This window comes from Mesorhizobium sp. NZP2298 (assembly GCF_013170825.1).
Lineage (GTDB): Bacteria > Pseudomonadota > Alphaproteobacteria > Rhizobiales > Rhizobiaceae > Mesorhizobium.
The window spans coordinates 2831944-2850418 of record NZ_CP033365.1; the positions used below are offsets into that span (position 1 = coordinate 2831944).

Genomic DNA, 18475 nt, shown 5'->3' on the forward strand with positions numbered 1-18475 from the left:
GTGGCGACATCTGGAGGAGGATCGATCTTGGGCAAAGCAGAGGCCAGCCATGCGCGGCCGCCGAAATATCCGTATTTCGAGGAGGAGACCTCGGTCGACGTCGTCAACGCGCGCATGGGACCGGACGTCGATCCGCGCCTGCGCGAGGTGATGAGCGTGCTGGTCAAGCACCTGCACGCCGCCATCAAGGAGATCGAGCCGACCCATGAGGAATGGCTCAAGGGCATCACCTTCCTGACCGAAGTCGGCCAGATGTGCTCGGAGTGGCGGCAGGAATTCATCCTTCTGTCCGACACGCTCGGCGTCTCGATGCTGGTCGACGCCATCAATCACCGGCGTCCGAATGGCGCGACAGAGAACACGATTCTCGGACCGTTCTACGTGCCCGAGGCACCGCGCTACGAGCACGGCACGAACATCTGCCTGGACGGCAAGGGCGAGCCGCTGGTGGTGCGCGGACGCGTGGTGGATACCGAAGGCAAACCGGTCGCCGGCGCGCTGATCGACGTCTGGCAGACAAATGACGACGGCTTCTACGACGTCCAGCAGAAGGGGCTGCAGCCGGACTGGAACCTGCGCGGCGTGTTCACCAGCGGCGAGAACGGCGACTATTGGTACCGGGCCGTCAAGCCGCGCTACTATCCGATCCCGGACGACGGACCCGTGGGCAAGATGCTTGCCGCGCTGGGACGCCATCCGAACCGGGCCGCCCATATCCATTTCATCATCAGCGCGCCGGGCTACGACCCGGTCATCACCCATATCTTCACGCCTGATTGCCAGTATCTCGCCGAGGACGCGGTCTTCGGCGTGAAGGATTCGCTGATCGCGGATTTCAAGAAGATCACGGACCCGACAAGCGCGGCGGAGCTTGGTTTCACGTCTCCCTATTGGGCGGTGAACTGGGATTTCGTACTGGCGCGCAAATCGGCGGGCACCGCCTAAGACCCGATAGTCCTCCGACACCGCTATAGTTTCGTCCATTTTGGACTAAATCATAGCGTCGCCCTGTTTGGCGCGACCCAGAGGAGGTCTCATGAACGACCACGAATTCCTGCGCGTCTACGATTTCGTCGACCGGCTGAGGACGCCGTTCCTCGGTGTCGCCGATGTCGAGGACGAGGCGTCGTGGCGCATGGTGCACTACATCATGCGATCGGAGCTCGAGGGCTATCCGGTGACGATGAGCAAGCTCGCGCTGGTCTCCGGCCTCAGCCATGGAACGGCGATCCGGCGCATCCAGGGCATGATCGGCAAGGGGCTTGTCGAGCGTCGGCCGTCGCCGGACAAGCCGAGGAGCTTCACGCTGCATCCCACGGAGCAGCTGACGACGCTTGCGGTCAACTATGCGGCGGAAACCAAGGCTCTGATCGCGGAGATCCTGGGCGGGCGCGGCACGGAGGAACACGAAACCAACTACTATTTCGGCGCGCCGCGCCGCGGCAATCCTGTCATTCCGCCGATCAACCTGCTGAAGAGCCGGATCACCGAAGGCGTCGAGCTGCAGTTCCTACTCAACGACGACAATTATTTCGCGGCGATGCGCAACATGTGGTCGGATTTCCGCAACAACCTCGCCAGCGCCAGGAGCTTCAAGCTCGTCCACCAGAACGACCTCTACCGCGAAGGTCTGGCCAACGGCCAGCGCTCGGTGTCGGCCTATGACATCATCGCCATCGACATGCCCTGGCTCGGCGAGTTCGCGGGCAGGGGGCTGGTCATGCCGATCGGCGACATGATCCGCGAATCCGGCATCAATCCAATGGATTTCCACCCGTCGATCTGGTCGACGACGACCTGGCAGAGGGTGGAGTACGGGGTGCCGATCTATTGCACCATCGAGGTGCTCGCCTGCCGCAGCGACCTTTTCGACGGTGCCGGGCTCACCCTGCCCAGGACCTTCGAGGAGGTGATCTCGGCCGGCCGGGTCTTCCACAATCCGTCCGCGGAGCGCTACGGCATTGCCTGGAACGCGGCGCGCATGCCGCTCGCGTCAAGCTTCATGTTCTTCCTCGGCTGCTGCGGCCAGACAGTGCTGTCGATCCGGCGCACGCCGACCGGCTACTCGACGGAAAATCTCGACCGCCAGCACATGCGGCCGCAGATCGACAGCGAGGCCGCACTCACCGTGCTTGACTACATGCACCGGCTTCTCGAGATCGCCCAGCCGGGCGCGCTCGATGCGCATTGGGACGATTCCTGCGCGGTGTTCCTGAAGGGCCAGAGCGCCATGGGCTATGTCTGGACCATGCGCGCGGCGCAGTTCGAGGCGGAGGTGCGCTCGGCCGTGAAGCGCCGGGTCTCCTATGTGCCGCAGCCCAGCGGGCCGGGCGGCACCAACACGTCGCCGATCGGCGGCTTCCTGCTCTGCATCCCTTCCAACATCGATCCGAAAAGACTGCCGCTGGCAACGGAGGCGCTTGCCTGGATGGCCTCACGCGAAGCGATGAAAGAGCATGTGAAGAACGGCTTTCCGGTCGCGCCGCGCTTTTCGGTGAGCGCGGATCCCGAAGCCACCGGCCGTTCGCAGCTGGTGCGCTTCGTCGGCAACCTCGGCAACCGCAACCTGCTCAGGAACTGGCAGCGGCCGCCGGTTCCCTTCTACACCGACATGGAGCGCATCATCGGCGAGGAAATCCATGACGCGTTGTCCGGCGGAAAATCCGACCGGGCGGCTCTGAAGGACGCGCAGGACCGCCTCGACCGGATCATCGACAGCACGATCGGCGTCTAGCCTATCAAGCTATGGCGCGGATCGAGCCGCCATCCACGCCCCAGACCGACGACGTGACGAAGGACGCAAGGTCGGAGGCGAGGAAGACGATCACATTGGCGACTTCCTCGGGCTTGCCGAGCCGGCCGAGCGGGAGTTGGCGCAACGACATTTCGTGTTCGACCGCCTTCTGCGGTTCCATATTGTGGAACTTGCCCATGGTCTCGGCAAAACCGCCCGGCTGCGTCCAGAAAGGCGTCCAGACCGGGCCCGGCGCCACGGCGTTGATGCGGATGTTGTTTGCGCCTTCGCTGCGGGCCAGCCCCTTGGTCAGCGCGAGCACCGCCGCCTTCGAGGCGGAATAGTCGATCGGCACGCCTTCCGGCTGCCGGGCAAGATCGGAAGCGTTGTTGACGATCGCACCCTTGCCCTGCTTGCGCATCACCGGCAGCACGATGCGCGTGGTGCGCACATAGCTCATGAAATTGAGCGAGAAGGTCTTGTCCCACTCGGCATCGGTCAGTTGGTCGAAGGTGCGGACCGCGCCCGAGCCGACATTGTTGACCAGGACGTCGAGCCCGCCACCCAGGTGGGCGATCGCCGCGCCGACCTTGTCCTCGATATCGCCGGCGGAGGAAAGGTCGGCCTTGAAGGCCGTGGCCTGTCCGCCGGCCGCGGCGACGGCCTCCACCGTTTCGGCAAGGCTTTCGGCATCGATGTCGAGCAGCGCCAGGCGGCTGCCCTCGCGTCCGAAGGCGATCGCGGTTTCCCGGCCGATGCCCTTGGCGGCGCCGGTGATCAGTACCGTCTTGCCCTTGAGATTGGTATCCATCCTATCCTCCCTTATGTCCCGGCGAACTGCGCCATGGTGGTTTCAAAAGAGCGCCGCGCCGCTTCCTCGAGCGGCAGGACGCGGTGTTTCCTGGAGATCACTTCGACCGAGTAGAAACCGTCGAAGCCGGTACGCTGGATCGCGTCGATGAAGGCCGGCGGATCGAGCACGCCTTCGCCGCAAAGCCGCCGCTGATAGATCGTGTCTTCCCAGAGCGTGCCGACGACATCCGCATCGGCGTCGTCCAGTTCGACGGAGACGACATATTGCCGGGGGACCTTGGCCACCGCCTCATAGGGGATGCCGCCGCGGCCGATATGCCAGATGTCCAGCAGCAGGCCGCCATTGCGTTGTGCCGCGCCTTCGACAATAGCGCGTGCGGTTTCCAGCGTGCCGACATTGGAGAACGGCATTACCTCCAGCGCGATGCTGGTTCCGTAGCGTGCCGCATCCTGGCAGATCTCGGCGAAGCTGTCGGTCACATGCGGCAGGTCGATGGTCCTGGCGTCGAATTCGGGTGCGATCTTGACGTCGCGCGCGCCAAGCGCCTCGGCCGCCTCGAACAGTTCCCTGCGCACCTTGTCGGAGGCAAGCTTCAGCTCGCCGCCGGAGAACCAGTGCGTGATGAATTCCAGCTCCACATGCGGCATGCCGTTGGCATCGAGAATGCGGCGCATTTCCTTGAGGCCGATCTGCTCGCGCGTGGCCTGGAGGTCGGCGTGGATGAGACCGACGCCCTTGTAGCCGGCCTTCGCCGCCGCCTCGACGCGTTCGGCAAAGGGGAAGGGGCTGATCTCGTTGGGCGCGAAAGGATAGACATCGCCCGCGATCGTCCAGTAGGCGGCAACGAGTTCCGTGCTCTTGGTCATGGTTCGCCCCCTTTCAGACCGATGCGCCTTCGGACCCGGTCCGGAAGTCGAAGCTGGTCGTCAGGCCGCCATCGGCGACGATTTCGGCGCCGTTGAGCGCGGTCGAGGCGTCACAGAGCAGGAAAAGCGCCGCGCGGGCGACTTCGCCCGGATCGAGGATTCGGCCCGAAGGCTGGCGATTGGCGCGCGTGGCAAGGAAGCGGTCCGGGTCGCTGGCCGACTTCATATGCCGTTCGAACAGGCCGGCCAGCATGGGGCCGGGGCTCAGCACATTGGCGCGAATGCCCTGTCGGGCGTGGTCCATGGCCACGGTCCGCGTCAGCTGGCGCACGGCCCCCTTGGAGGCGGCGTAGATCGCGAGCTGCTGCTCGGCGAAGGTCGCGTCGATGCTGGCAACGGCGACGATCGGGCCGCCGCCGCGCGCGATCATCAGCGGCAGCAGCGCGCGGAAGGCGAGTGCCGTGCCGATGAAGTTGACGGACATGGTTTTTTCCATCGCCGCCTTGTCGAACTCCAGCACGGTGCCGACGTTCAGCATGGCGGCCGAGGTGACCAGTCCGAGGGTTCCCGGATCGATGGCGGTCACGGAGCGGGCGATGTCGCTCCAGGTCTCCTCGAGCGATACGTCGCCCCGCACATGCGTGTAGAGCTCGCTGGAGAGCTCGGAAGGCGCCGGCGCGAGATCGAGGCCGATGGTGCGCACGCCGCTCGCGACCAGAAGATGGGCGATCTTGGTGCCCAGACCGGAAGCCGTGCCTGAAACCACGACGAGTTCAGGCAGAACATTGGTAAACAGTGGCTCCTCGGCCATGGGGTACTCCTCGGTTCCTAAGTCAGATTGGAAGGCGCGGCGGGAGGCCCGCCGCGCCCGAATGGAATCAGCGCCCGATGGCGGCGTCGCAGTCGGAAATATTGGCCTTGGTGACGATCTCGTGCGGCAGGAAAATCTCCTTCTCGACCTTCTTGCCGTCGAGGAGATCGATCACCGCCTTGGCCGCGTATTTGCCGTCATCGATCGGCGACTGCAGCACGGTCGCGTATTGCGTGCCGTCCTTGATCTGGTTGACGCCTTCGATCGAGCAGTTGGACCCGACGAGCACGAGGCTGGCCGGATCGATGCCGGCGCGCTTGGCGGCCACGATCACGCCCGACATCATGTTGTCGGCCTGGGCGTAGACGCCCTTCACGTCGGGACCGACCTGGGTGAAGAGCGCGGCAGCGGCGTCGGTGGCCTTCGTCTGGTCCCAATTGCCGTTCTGCTTGCCGGCGACGACGATGCCCTTGGCCTTCTCGGCCAGCACCTCCTCGAGGCCCTTGGAACGCGCGATCTGGGGCGGTGTTCCCGGCACGCCCTCGACGATGAAGATCTTGCCTTCCGTGCCGAACTTCTTCTCGGCGAAACCCTTGATCATGGCCTCGCCGGCGGCCTGGCCGTTGCCGATATCGGAGGGGCCGGTGAAGACGTTCCAATAGTCCGCGTATTTGTCGTCGGGCTTCGAGTTGGTGATGACCAGCGGAATGCCGGCCTGGTTGATCTTGCGCAGCGAGGGCACGATGGCGCTCGCGTCCGCCGGCCACAGCACGATCGCGGCCGGGTTCTGGGCAAGCGCCTGGTCGACCTGCGATGCCTGCTCGGCGGCATCGAAGTTGGTGATCTTCACGTCGAGATCGATGCCGGCGGCGCTGGCGACTTCCTTGAAGGCGCGCTGGTGGAGGGCGCAGTATTCGCATTCCTCGCTCACCGTGAGCAGGATCACTTTCGATCCCTTGGCACCGGCGAATGCCATGCCGGGCATGGCCAGCCCCGTGAACACGCTGGCCATCAGCGCGAGTTTGGTCAATTTCGCGGTATTCATGTCGTCGTTCCTCCCGTTTCAGGTTGCACGTCGCCCATCCCCGCCGCCCAACCGGCGCAGGCAGAACTGGGTTTCGTCGGTTACTTCCGCTAGAGCATGATGCCGAAAAGTGTGAAGCGGTTTTCGGACGACATCATGCTCTATCTCTTTGATTTAGAGGCGGATTCAGATTTCAGATCGATTGATCTGAAATCATCCGACTCTAAGCGGAATGCCTGGCCCGCGATGCCGCGAACCGTTCACTCATCCATGCCCCCAACTGTCCATCGAGCAGCACGATTCCCATCAGCACGAGCCCGTTCGCGAACAGGATTCCCGTCGCACCCATGCCCATCAAACTCAGTCCATTGTTCATCACCGTCAGGATCAGCGAGCCGATCAGCACATGCAGCGGCGAGCCGGCTCCGCCCGACAGGGCCACGCCGCCGACGATGGCCGCCGACACCGCCTGCAGCATGAGATTGTTTCCCGTGGTCGCGGCCGCACTGGCCAGGCTCATCGACAGAAGGCTGCCCGCAAGGGCCGCGCAAAGGGCCGAGACGATGAAGGCGATATAAAGCGACAGCCCGACTTTCGCCCCGCTCGCCGCCGCCACCAGCCGCTTGCTGCCGATGACGCGGATGTCTCGGCCCATCAGCGTGTGGCGCATGAACAGTCCGGCCAGGAGGAAAGCGGCCAGCGTGATCACGCTGCGCCAGGAGAGGACCGTCAGGATCGGATTGTCGAGGGCAAAGCCCAGGTCGAAATTGTCGGTGCTGATCACCTTGCCGCCGGCAAGCCAGAAGGCAAACCCCGAAAGCGCCATCATCGACCCGACGGTGACCACCAGCGAGGATACGTTGAAGCGGTTGACGACGAAGGCGTTGGCCGCGCCGATCACCACCGCGAAGGCCAATGCGACACCCATGCCATGAACGAGATTGCTCCCGCCCGCGACCAGCGTCAGCAGGCCGCCGACCGCGACCATGGAGCCGACGCTGAGGTCGAATTCACCGGCGATCATGGTGAGCGACAAGCCGAGCGCCACCAGGCCGAGCAGCGCGAATGACTGCGTCAGCGCGTAGATGTTGCGGCCGCTGATGAAGGCCGGGTTCCACAGCGCGAAGGCAACGACCAGCGCGATCAGGAGCGCGATGCGCAGCAAGGTGGCCGTGGACATGGGCTGTGACTTCCTTGGGGAGGCCATGGTCATCTCCTCCCTCCGAGCGCCAGCGCGCCGAGGATGACCGAGGCGATCACGACCAGGCCCTTCACGATCAGCTGGATTTCCAGCGACAGGCCCTTGAGCAGCAGGATGTTGGTGATGATGGCCAGGAAAACCGCGCCGATGGCCGCGTCGAGGATGCGGCCCTGGCCGCCCTTGATCGCCACCCCGCCGACGAGCACGGCGGCGATGGCGTCGAAATCCAGCCCGGCACCGAGCTTGAGGTTGCCCTGCGCGGCCTGCGAACCGTAGAGCGCACCGGCAAAGGCGGCGGCCGCCGCCGCCAGTACATAGGCGATCACCAGGGTTCGCCCGACGCGCAGGCCGGTGAAATGCGCGGCCTTCGGATTGAGGCCGATCAGGCGCAATTCGCGGCCGAAGCGGGTCCGCTCGACGATGAAGCTGAAGACGAGCGCCGCAAGCAGGAACAGCACGATCTGGTTGGGGAGGCCGGCCATGCGGCCGATGCCGAGCCAGCTCGCATCGCCTTGCCCGACGATGGTCAGGCCGCCCGAATAGAAGGAGCCGGCGCCGGTGATGATCGAAGCCATCGCAATGGTGGTGATGATCGGGTTTGTCTTGAAGACACCCACGGCAATGCCCTGGGCAAGTCCGAACAAGGCACCGACCAACACCACCACGACGATGCTCGGGAGGAGACCAAGATGAAGAGAGGAGGCAAACACGATCGTCGAAACGGCCGCCGTGGCGCCCATCGAAAGCATGAAGAGGTTGCCCGAGAGGGTGATGAACGCCATGCCGACGGCAGCGATGCCGACCGCCGATGTCGAATACATGATCGCCGAAATGTTGGCGCTCGACGCAAAGCCGGGCACCGCGGCACTGGCCCAGATGGCCAGAAGGATGGTGCCGATCCAGACGGCCGTCGATTGCACACGCTCGGGGCTCAGCAATGCCGCGCCCACCGACTTCATCTCGAGAGCGGCCAAGCCGGAACCTCCGCTTCCTGTCCTCGTTTCCACGCTCATGCCGCCCTCGCCGTGGCTGGCCCGCGCAGGACGTCACCCAGGATCGAGTCCATGGCGGTGTCCTCGACCGGCAGATCGTTGACGATCTCGCCGCGGAAAACGGTGATAACGCGCTGCGACAGTTCGCGGATTTCCTCGAGGTCGGTCGAGAAGAACAGGACGACCAGCCCCTGGCGCGCAAGCGCCTGGAGCTCGCGGTAGATTTCGGTGCGCGCCCCAACATCGACGCCGCGCGTCGGCTCGTTGAGAACAAGCACTTTCGGCTCCAGCGCGACGGACTTGGCAATGGCGACCTTCTGCTGGTTGCCGCCCGAAAGTGTCGACGCCGCCGACGGCAGCCGCCGACCGTCGATCTGGAAACGGCGCGCGAGGTCCAGCGCCCGCTTGCGGGCCTCGCCGAGGGAAAGCACGCCGGCGCGGTTCAGGCGGTCGAGTATGGCGGATGTGAGGTTGACCTCGATCGGCGCGCCGAGGAACAGGCTCTTGCCGCCGCGATCTTCCGGGACATAGGCAATGCCGCAGGCCATCGCCGACGACAGCGAGGTGACGTCGATGGCGGCGCCATTCAGGAACACGGTGCCTTCATGGCGGCTTTCCAACCCTGCCAGCGTCTCGATCAGTGCATTGGCGCCCGATCCAAGCTGGCCGATGACGCCGACGACTTCGCCAGCGCGGAAATCCAGCGTCACCGGCCGGTATTTTCCGGCCACCGAAAGCGCCTTGAGTTCAAGAACCTTGGCGGCCTGCTGGAGATCGGCCCGGTCACGCACCGAATGGGCGGATTTTATCTCCCGGCCGATCATCTCGGCGACCAATTCCTCATTGGTCCACTGTGCCGTCGGTTTGGTGAGAACCCGCTGGCCGTTGCGGAACACGGTGACACGGTCGGTCAGCGCGAAGATTTCGGGCAGGCGATGGCTGATATAGATGACGGCGGTGCCGTTTTCGCGCAGCCAGCGGACCGTCTTGAAGACGCGCTGGATCTCGGCGTCGGAAAGGCTCGCGGTCGGCTCGTCCAGGATCAGGATGCGGGCGCCGCGCATGACGGCGCGGCAGATTTCGAGCAGTTGCTGCTCGGCGATCGCGAGGCGGCCGGCCTCGATATCGAGCGGCACTTCGGCCAGGCCGAGCTGGTCGAGGGTCTGGCGCGCGCGGGCGGCATAGCGCTTGCGGATATAGAGCTGACCGACATCGGGATCGCCCAGAAGAACGTTGTCCAGAACGGACAGATGCGGAATGATCGACAGTTCCTGGTAGACGACCGAGACCTGCCTGACGCTGGTCAGTTGCCCCGGCTTGAGCAGATTGCCATCAACGCGGATTTCTCCCTCGTCCGGGCTCATCAGCCCGGCGATCATCCGCACCAGCGTGCTCTTGCCGGCACCGTTCTCGCCACACAGCGCATGGATCTCACCGGCTTCGAGATCGAAGTCGACGCCTTTCAGAGCCTGGACACCTCCAAAAGATTTCCGCAGGCCTCTGACCGTCAGAACGGCTGGCGTCTCCATGATTTCCTCCCACAACCGTTTGAACGGCGTGAGGGCTACGCTACAGAATGATGGTGGGTGCGATGACGGCAATTTGGTCCATATTGGACTAACGGATTCGCAGCGTCAGCAATGGGCTGCGGCTTGGTCCAAGGCGGCAGCGGTACGCCCACCGGTCCCTGCCTGCCGATGCGCGGCCGTCTCACGCGATCAGGTCGGGACCGATCTGGCTGAACGCCGGCGTGCCCGCGAGCTTCACGCCGTTGGCGATGTCGTCCAGCAGGATGTCGAGCACCCTAGCCACGCCGGCTTCGCCGGCCGCCGCTCCGAACAGGGCGGCTCGGCCGATCGCTGAGGCGGCAGCGCCGCGCGCCCTGGCCTTGATGACGTCCATCCCGGTTCGGATGCCGGAATCGATCAGGATCGGAACCTCGGCGGCCACTGCCTGGCGGATGGCGGGCAGCGCATCGATGCTTGATATGGCGCTGTCGAGCTGGCGGCCGCCATGGTTGGAGACCCAGATGCCGTCGGCGCCGGCCGCCACCAGGCCGGCGGCATCGGCGGGGTGCAGGACGCCCTTTACCAGCAGCCGGCCTTTCCACCAGTCGCGGATCCGGCGGAAATCGTCCCAGTCGAAACCGGCGTGAAGATTGCCGCCGACGCGCGCGGCGATGGTCAACCCGGCGCTGGTGTCGCCAAGATAGCCGCGAACGTTCTCGAACTGAGGCAGCCCGCCGCGCAGCAGGCGCAGCGACCAGCCGGGATGAAGCATGCCTTCCCAGAGATGGCGAGGCGAGGGGCGCAGGGGGATCGATATGCCGTTCCTGAGATCCTTTTCGCGTTTTCCCCCGGCCTGCAGGTCGACGGTCACCACCAGTGTCGAATAACCGAATTCTTCCGCCCGCCGCACAAGCTCGCGGTTGAAGTCGAATTCCCTGAGCACATAGAGCTGGAACCAGAGCGGTCCCTGCACGGCCCTGGCCATGCGCTCGATGCTGGTCGTCGACATGGTGGACAGGGTGTAGGGAATGCCGCGCGCGGTCGCCGCCCTGGCGATGGCGATGTCGGCCTGCGGCCAGACCAGCGCGCACGAACCCATCGGGCTGATCACCAGTGGTGTGGTGAAGGTTTGCGACCACAGCGATGTGGTCAGGTCCGGCCGCGATACGTCGGTCAGCACGCGTGGCAGCAGCCGGATACGCTCGAGATCGGCGCGGTTGGCGCGGAGCGTCAATTCCTGTCCTGCCCCGCCGTCGACGAATTCGAAGATCGACTTCGGCAGGCGGCGGCGGGCAAGGGTGCGGAAATCGTCAACTGAAACCTTGCGCGCGAGAGCGCCCATCTCAAACCCCGCTTGTTTCGAGCGTCGTGCCCGTCCGCTTGAGGCGGCCGGCAAGGAGGCTGAACTCGGCATAGGCCTTGCCGGCGTCCGGATGCCACGAGCGCACCGCCGCCTCCTGTTGCGCGACGATCGCGAGATCGCCGCGCGCCGCCGGTCCGGTCAGCGCCGCGGCCGGCCCCAGCCTTCCGACATTCTCGGCCGTGGCGGCAAGCAGGCGCGCGTTCAGTTGCCCGGCGATTTCCTGTGGAACGCCGGCGCGCGCCCAGGCTTCTCGCGCTACCGCCTGCAGCACCACGGTGAAATTGTTCGAGAACACGGCGGCCGCGTGGTAGATCGCCTTGTATTGCGAGCTGAGCGGAAACGGCTGGCCGCCAATGCCGCGTATCAGCGCATCGACAACAGTGACAGCCTCGGCATCGCCCTCGACGCCGCAAAGTGTCCCTTCGAACTGTCCGACAGCCCTTGCCGGATCGGCGAATGTCAGCACGGGATGGACGCTTGCCAGATGCCAGCCGAGGGCATGCAAGGGCTGCATCTCGGCCGCCGGCAGGAAGCCGCTGCAATGCACGGCGATGGAGGGCCGGTCCGGGGCCAGTTCCGCAAGCCGGGCCGCCACGTCCGCGATCCGCGTGTCTGACACGGTGAGCAACCAGAGATCGGCTGGTCGCATGTCGGCCATCCCGGAAACGGCGGTTCCCGCGCCGATAAATTCAACCGCCCGGGAGGCAGCTTCCGCGCCGCGGCCGGCGATGTCCTGAATCTCGTGCCCGCCGGCCAGGACGATTCGGCGCATGAGGGTCTGGCCGACCTTGCCGGGCCCAATCAGATTGATCTTCAGCTTCGTCATTTCAGCCTCATTCGACATTGGCCGAAGGCTATATGATCGGCTTTGGCAAAACAGGCGGAAACTTGTCCCGGCCAGCGGCTCTGGCGTTACACCTCACGCCGCGGCCGCGAGCCGGTCGCAGACTGAATGGGTTATCTGGCGGGTGGACGCGCTGCCTTTCAGGTCGGCGCTGAGCAGGCCGCCGGCAAGGCAGGCTTCCGTCACGCTTCGGATGCGCTCGGCTGCCTGGTTGAGCTTCGCGTCGGCATGCTTGTGGCCGAGCCAGTCCAGCATGGAAGCGGCCGACAGGATGGTGCCATAGGGATTGGCGATGCCTTTGCCGGCAATGTCGGGCGCCGAGCCGTGTGCTGCCTGGAAAAAGCCGTTGGCGTCGCCGATCTCGGCCGAAGGCGCCAGGCCCATGCCGCCGACGGTGGCGGCGGCAAGGTCGGACAGGATGTCGCCGAACATGTTCTCGCTGACGATGACATTGAAGTGGCCTGGCTTCAGCACGAGGTGCATGGCCATGGCGTCGACCAGCGCATATTCGGTCGCAATGTCGGGATAGTCCTTCGCCACCTCGTCGAAGACGGAGCGGAAGAAGGCATAGCTGCGCAGCACGTTGGCCTTGTCGCAGCAAGTCACCCGGCGCACGCCGTCGCGCGGCGCGCCGCCCGACTGGCGCGCCAGTTCGAAGGCCTTGCGGACGATACGTTCGATGCCGGTACGGGTCTGCACCAGCGTATCGATCGCGACCTCGCCGCGCAGCAGCGCGCCCGAGCCACGCGCGGCGTAGAGCCCTTCGCTGTTCTCGCGCAGGATGATGTAGTCGATGTCGCCGGCCTTGACGCCGCGCAAGGGGCTCTCAACACCCTCGAAGAGCCTGATGGGGCGGATGTTGGCGTAGAGGTCGAGCTCGAAGCGCAGCTTGAGCGTGAAATCCAGCCCCGCTTCGGTGCCGTCGGGATGGACGACGCCGGGCAGGCCGCCGGCGCCATGCAGGATGGCGTCCGCCGCCCGGCAGGCCTGGAAGGTCGGTTCGGGAAAGCTCTGGCCGGTCTTCAGGAAGTGCTCGGCGCCGGCCGGATATTCGCTGAAGCGCAGCGGGCTGTCGGGCCCGAGGGCGGCCTTCACCACCTCGATCGTGGCGGCGCAGACTTCCGGGCCGATGCCGTCGCCATGCACCACGGCGATTTCGTAGATATCCTTCATCGCCAAAACCTCATGGACAACAGTTTTTCAGATGCACTTGCCGCCATCGACGTTGAGGTCGACGCCGGTGATCATGCTGGCCTCGTCCGAGCACAGGAAGGCGGCGGCGTTGCCCATGTCCTGGGGCGTCGACAGCCGGCCGATCGGGATGGTGGCGACGACGCGGGCGCGGTTCTCCTCGCCGGAGCCGATGAAGGTCGACAGCAGCGGCGTGTCGCCGGCGACCGGGTTGATGGCGTTGACGCGGATGCCGAAGGGGGCGAGTTCCACCGCCATGGCCCGCGTCGCGGCGATCGCCCAGCCCTTGGAGGCGTTGTACCAGGTGAGGTTCGGGCGCGGCGAGACGCCGCCGGTGGAGGCGACGTTGAGGATCGCGCCCGATTTGATGGATTTGAAATGCGGGACCACGGCGCGGGAGCCATTGTAGATCGAGCGCATGTTTACGTTGGCGATCCTGTCGAACAGGTCCTCGTCCATCGTCTCCAACGGCAAGGGCGGCTGGGCGACGCCGGCATTGTTGACCAGTATGTCGAGGCCGCCAAAGGCCGACCGGGCGAGGTCGGCGGCCGCCTCGAAGCTTTCCAGTGTCGAGACGTCACCGGTGATCGGCCGCACCTTTTCGCCGATCTCACCCGCGACCCTGGCCGCTGCCGCCTCGTCACGGTCCATCAGCACGACCAGCGCGCCCTCGGCGACGAATTTCCTGACGATTCCTTCGCCAAATCCCGAACCGCCACCGGTGACGATGGCGACCTTGCCAGCAAGTCTCATATCTGTTCCTCCGTTGCCGGCACCATCGTGGAAGTCGCCGTGATTGCACAGTCCGATTATCTGAACGCCCTTTTAGCTTTCCTTGTTTGAGGTCGCCGGCAGCGGGAGTAATAGTCGCCACGGAATTCGTGAGGAGGACGCGATGACGCTGAATTTCGACCCGAGGGCGAAGGCCACGACGCTCTACCATGGCGAATTCCGGCCGATGTTCATCGGCGGCAAGTGGGTGCCGGCGCAGTCCGGCCAGGAAATGCAGGCGCTCAACCCGGCCACGGGCGAGGTGCTGGCGACGGTGCCGCGCGGCGGCGCGGCCGACATCGATGCCGCGGTCAAGGCGGCACGCGCGGCCTTCGAAGGACCGTGGTCAAAATTCTCGCCCTACGAGCGGCAGTGCGTGCTGCTGCGCATCGCCGATCTGTTCGAGACGCATTGGGAAGAGCTCAGCGTTTCCGACACGCTCGACATGGGCCTGCCGATCACGCGCACGCTGGCCAACCGGCGCCGCGTCATCGGCATGCTGCGCTTCTATGCCGGCATGGCGACGGCGCTGCACGGCGAATCCATCGACAATTCGATCCCAGGCGAGATCGTCTCCTTCACAAGGCGCGAGCCGGTAGGCGTCGTCGGCGCGATCATTCCCTGGAACGCGCCGACCGCCGCCTCGATCTGGAAGATCGCGCCGGCGCTCGCCACCGGCTGCACCATCGTGCTGAAGCCTTCCGAGGATGCGTCGCTGACGCCGTTGCTGATCGCCAGGCTGATGCAGGAAGCCGGCGTGCCCGATGGCGTCGTCAACATCGTCACCGGCACTGGGGCCGAGGCCGGCGCGCGGCTGGCCGAACATCCCGATGTCAACAAGATCGTCTTCACCGGCTCGACGCTGACGGGCCAAGCGATTGCGCGGGCAGGGGTCACCAATCTCAAGCGCGTGTCGCTGGAGCTCGGCGGCAAGTCGCCGATCATCGTCTGCCGCGACGCCGATATCGACAAGGCCGTTCCGGTCGCGGCGATGGCGGTGTTCGTGCATTCGGGCCAGATCTGCATCGCCGGCTCGCGCCTGTTCGTGGCGCGCGAGATTCACGACGAATTCGTGCGCCGGGTGGCCGAGTTCGCCAGCAAATTGCGCATAGGCCACGGCATCGAGGCGGAGACCGAAATCGGGCCGCTCATCAATGCCAGGCAGGCCGGCAAGGTGGAGGGCTACATCAAGGCCGGCAGCGACGAGGGCGCGGAACTGGTCGCCGGCGGATCGCGGCTGACGGGCGAGCTCTACGACGGCGGCAATTTCATCGCGCCGACGGTCTTCGGCGCGGTCTCGGACAAGATGACCATCGCGCGCGAAGAGATTTTCGGGCCGGTCATTTCCGCGATGCCGTTCGACACGCTCGACGAGGCGGTGACGCGCGCCAATGCCACGCCCTATGGGCTGGCCGCCGGCATCTTCACCACCCATCTCGGCACGGCGCACAAGCTGGCGCGCCGCGTCAAGGCCGGCTCGGTCTGGGTCAACATGTACCACGCCATCGACCCGGCCGTGCCGTTCGGCGGCATGAAGATGTCCGGCTACGGCCGCGAGGGCGGCATCGAGCACCTGCATGAATATCTGGAGACGAAGGCCGTCTGGATCCAGACCGATTGAGGGTATGCCGATATTCAGGTGAGGCCGGCCTGCAAATCACAAGTGCGCGAAGCCCCCCGCCTTCGTCATCCTAGGGCGAAGCTACAGACGGTGCGGCAAATCTCCAGCGGTGCTCAGTGCGCCAGTTCGCGCAGGTTGGTGCGGATGAGGTTCATCAGCTGTTCGGAGAAGGAGTGGTGCACATAGCCCCGCGCGGTGATGATGCCGACGGAGCGGTGGGCGTCGCGGTGGTCGATCGGCACGACGCGCATGCGCTCGTCATTGCGCGAGATGGCGATGCCGGGCACGACGCAGACGCCCAGTCCGGAGGAGGCGAGCGCCACGGCGGTCTGCGCGCTCTCGACCTCGTATTGCGGCTTGAGCTCGATGCCTTCGGCCGCCGTCAGCCGGTCGACGAGACCGCGCACCGCCGTCTTGCGGTTGAGCAGGATCAGCGGGTAACGCAGCAGGTCGGAGAGCAGCAGCTTCTTCTCGCCGCCGTATATTTCGGTGGGGATGCAGGCCATCAGCGGATCGTCGAGGATGGATTCGAACTGGAAGTCGGTCAGGTTGGGCAGTTCGGGGCCGATGTAGAACTCGACCTCCTGCTGCTGCAAAAGGCCAAGGGCCGCCTGCGGCGGGGTCTCGATGACCTCGACGACCGACCGGGGATAGCGCAGCTTGAAGGTGGCCAGTATGTCGCCCAGCCGGCTCGCGGCAAGCGTCGGGGCACAGGCGATCTGCACCTTGCCCTTGCGCCGCGCGGCGATCTCGGTCAGCCGGTCAAGGCTGGCCTGCACCTGCGACATCGCATTGGCGATCTCCTCGAACAGGATCTGGCCTTCCGGCGTCAGGCTGGCGCGCTGCGCGGTGCGGATGAAAAGCGAGATGCCGATCTGCTCCTCGAGGTCGCGTATCTGCATGGAGACCGCCGATGGCGAGCGGTTGCTCTCTTCGGCGGCACGACGGAAGCTGCCGTTTTCGGCGGCCAGCAGGAACGTCTGCAGAAGTTTGAGGTTGATGCTGGACATGTCCGCTCGGGCAGGTGATCTGACCTCCTGACCTATTCAGACGCGGAACCGATTGCAAGGCAATAGGGCTCGCCAGGCATTGGTCCTGGCTTGGATCGGTTCGATGATTGGTAGAATCATCGAACCGATCCAAGCTTTTGTTTTCACGCTATTCCGGACGGAAAACCGCTACGCGCTTTTCCTGGAATTACTTTTGCCGGCAAAAGCGCCCCTGTTCCGCCAGGGTCAGTGGACGGCGGCGAACATGACGCGTTCCTCGGTCGCGTCCGACAGCATCATCTCCTCGACCACGCGGCCGCGCTTGACGACCAGGATACGGTCGGAAACGGCAAGGATTTCAGGCAGATAGGAAGAGATGACGACGACGGCCATGCCCTGGTCGGCGAGATCGCTGATGAGCTGGTGGATCTCGACGATGGCGCCGACATCGACGCCGCGCGTCGGCTCGTCGAAGATCACCAGCTTCGGCTTCTGGATCAGCGACTTGGCGATCACGACCTTTTGCTGATTGCCGCCGGAGAGTTCGATCATCCGGGCGCGGTCGCTGGTCTGCCGCAGGCTCAGGCGCTCGCCCCATTCGCGGGCAAGCTGCCTGGCGCGCGCCAGCGACACCATCGAGACCGGGTTGGCGCCCTCGGTGAGTTCGCCGATCTGCAGGTTCTCGCCGGCCGTCATGGTCTCGAAGAAGCCGTCGAGCTTGCGGTCCTCGGTGACATAGACGATGCCGTCGCGCACCGCCGGCCTTGGCACGCGGTAGCGCACCGACTTGCCGAGCAGGCGGATTTCGCCGCCGTGGAAGATGTTGCGCTTCAACAGGCCGGCAACGACCTTGGCCATTTCGGTGCGGCCGGCGCCGACGAGGCCGAACATGCCGGTGACCTGGCCCGAAAAGACCGAGAAGGACGAGTTGCGCACCAGGCCGGCGCAGGACAGGTTCTCCACCGAAAGCACCTTGTCGCCATAGGGCCGCGCCGCGCGCTTGACCTCGCCATGCAGCGTTTCGGTCAGGGTGCGGCCGACCATCGCCTGCACGATGGTGGCGCGGGTGAAGCCCTTGGCATCTCCCGAAGCGACGATCTCGCCGTCGCGCATGACGGTGATGCGGTCGGCGACATCAAGCGCCTCTTCCAGCGCGTGGCTGATGAAGATGATGGCGATGCCTTCCTTGACCAGGCGTTGCAGCAGGTTGAAGAAGTGGCTCTTTTCTTCAGGCGTCAGGGTTGCCGTCGGTTCGTCGAAGATGATGACGCGGGCCTTGTGGTGGACGGCGCGCGCGATCTCCACCATCTGCTTGTGCGCCGCGCCCAGCGTGCTGACCTGCGCGGTCGGGTCGACCTGGAAGCCCATGCCGGCGAGGAACTGACGCGCCTGGATGTAGAGGCCGCGCAGCCGGTTGAACATCTTCTCTTCGCCGAGATAGAGGTTCTGCGCCACGGTCATGGCCGGCACCAGATTGGTTTCCTGGAACACCATGGCAATGCCGGCGCGCAGCGCTTCGGCGGGTGTGGCGAAGGACACGTCCTTGCCGTCGAAGGTCATCTTACCCTCGGTCAGCTTGAACACGCCCGCCATGACCTTGGTCAGCGTCGACTTGCCGGCGCCGTTTTCGCCGAGCAGTGCGTGGATCTCGCCCTTGCGCAGGTCGAAATTGACGTTCTTGAAGGCGGGGATGCGCGAGAAGGCCTTGGTGGCGTCCCTGAGCTCGATGATGTTATCCGACATCGC

At 65.1% G+C, this 18475-nt stretch carries 16 protein-coding genes; 3 read left to right on the forward strand and 13 right to left on the reverse strand.

The window, feature by feature from the left end; all coding sequences use genetic code 11:
* Window positions 1-27: 27 nt before the first annotated feature.
* A complete protein-coding gene (locus EB231_RS13675) occupies window positions 28-945 on the forward strand; it encodes an intradiol ring-cleavage dioxygenase (RefSeq protein ID WP_246740937.1) in 918 nt (305 codons plus the stop codon).
* A gap of 91 nt (window positions 946-1036) precedes the next feature.
* A complete protein-coding gene (locus tag EB231_RS13680; protein ID WP_172349269.1) occupies window positions 1037-2734 on the forward strand; it encodes an extracellular solute-binding protein in 1698 nt (565 codons plus the stop codon).
* Window positions 2735-2738: 4 nt separating this feature from the next.
* On the opposite strand, the gene EB231_RS13685 is transcribed toward EB231_RS13680, so the two are convergent.
* From EB231_RS13685 to EB231_RS13735, 11 genes are all read right to left on the reverse strand, one after another.
* Window positions 2739-3545 carry an SDR family NAD(P)-dependent oxidoreductase gene (locus EB231_RS13685; RefSeq protein WP_172349270.1) on the reverse strand — a complete coding sequence of 269 codons (807 nt, stop codon included), beginning with the start codon at window positions 3543-3545 and terminating at the stop codon, window positions 2739-2741.
* Between the two features lie 11 nt (window positions 3546-3556).
* Entirely contained in the window at window positions 3557-4414 is an 858-nt protein-coding gene (locus tag EB231_RS13690; RefSeq protein WP_172349271.1) for a sugar phosphate isomerase/epimerase family protein, read from the reverse strand.
* A gap of 13 nt (window positions 4415-4427) precedes the next feature.
* Window positions 4428-5225, reverse strand: coding sequence for an SDR family NAD(P)-dependent oxidoreductase (locus EB231_RS13695; protein ID WP_172349272.1), 798 nt, complete (start codon window positions 5223-5225; stop codon window positions 4428-4430).
* 67 nt (window positions 5226-5292) lie between these two features.
* Window positions 5293-6270 (reverse strand): sugar ABC transporter substrate-binding protein, encoded by a 978-nt coding sequence (locus EB231_RS13700; protein WP_246740938.1) that lies wholly within the window; start codon window positions 6268-6270, stop codon window positions 5293-5295.
* Window positions 6271-6472: 202 nt separating this feature from the next.
* Window positions 6473-7429: an ABC transporter permease gene (locus EB231_RS13705; protein WP_172349273.1), complete on the reverse strand. Its 957-nt coding sequence runs from the start codon at window positions 7427-7429 to the stop codon at window positions 6473-6475.
* A 29-nt stretch (window positions 7430-7458) separates the two neighbouring features.
* A complete protein-coding gene (locus EB231_RS13710) occupies window positions 7459-8424 on the reverse strand; it encodes an ABC transporter permease (RefSeq protein WP_246740939.1) in 966 nt (321 codons plus the stop codon).
* A 35-nt stretch (window positions 8425-8459) separates the two neighbouring features.
* Window positions 8460-9971: a sugar ABC transporter ATP-binding protein gene (locus EB231_RS13715; protein ID WP_172349274.1), complete on the reverse strand. Its 1512-nt coding sequence runs from the start codon at window positions 9969-9971 to the stop codon at window positions 8460-8462.
* A 181-nt stretch (window positions 9972-10152) separates the two neighbouring features.
* Complete coding sequence (locus EB231_RS13720) at window positions 10153-11292, reverse strand: alpha-hydroxy acid oxidase (RefSeq protein ID WP_172349275.1); 1140 nt, start codon at window positions 11290-11292, stop codon at window positions 10153-10155.
* 1 nt (window position 11293) lies between these two features.
* Window positions 11294-12139: a Rossmann-like and DUF2520 domain-containing protein gene (locus EB231_RS13725; protein WP_172349276.1), complete on the reverse strand. Its 846-nt coding sequence runs from the start codon at window positions 12137-12139 to the stop codon at window positions 11294-11296.
* A gap of 93 nt (window positions 12140-12232) precedes the next feature.
* Entirely contained in the window at window positions 12233-13330 is a 1098-nt protein-coding gene (locus EB231_RS13730; RefSeq protein WP_172349277.1) for an isocitrate/isopropylmalate dehydrogenase family protein, read from the reverse strand.
* Window positions 13331-13357: 27 nt separating this feature from the next.
* Entirely contained in the window at window positions 13358-14101 is a 744-nt protein-coding gene (locus EB231_RS13735) for a glucose 1-dehydrogenase (protein WP_172349278.1), read from the reverse strand.
* A 142-nt stretch (window positions 14102-14243) separates the two neighbouring features.
* On the opposite strand from EB231_RS13735, the gene EB231_RS13740 reads away from it, so the two are divergent.
* The gene (locus EB231_RS13740; protein ID WP_172349279.1) at window positions 14244-15740 is read left to right on the forward strand and encodes an aldehyde dehydrogenase family protein; all 1497 of its coding nucleotides are present in this window, start codon (window positions 14244-14246) and stop codon (window positions 15738-15740) included.
* 113 nt (window positions 15741-15853) lie between these two features.
* Here EB231_RS13740 and EB231_RS13745 read toward each other — a convergent pair whose 3' ends face one another.
* Window positions 15854-16750 carry a LysR family transcriptional regulator gene (locus tag EB231_RS13745; RefSeq protein ID WP_172349280.1) on the reverse strand — a complete coding sequence of 299 codons (897 nt, stop codon included), beginning with the start codon at window positions 16748-16750 and terminating at the stop codon, window positions 15854-15856.
* A gap of 225 nt (window positions 16751-16975) precedes the next feature.
* Window positions 16976-18472, reverse strand: coding sequence for a sugar ABC transporter ATP-binding protein (locus EB231_RS13750; RefSeq protein WP_172349281.1), 1497 nt, complete (start codon window positions 18470-18472; stop codon window positions 16976-16978).
* Window positions 18473-18475: the final 3 nt, after the last annotated feature.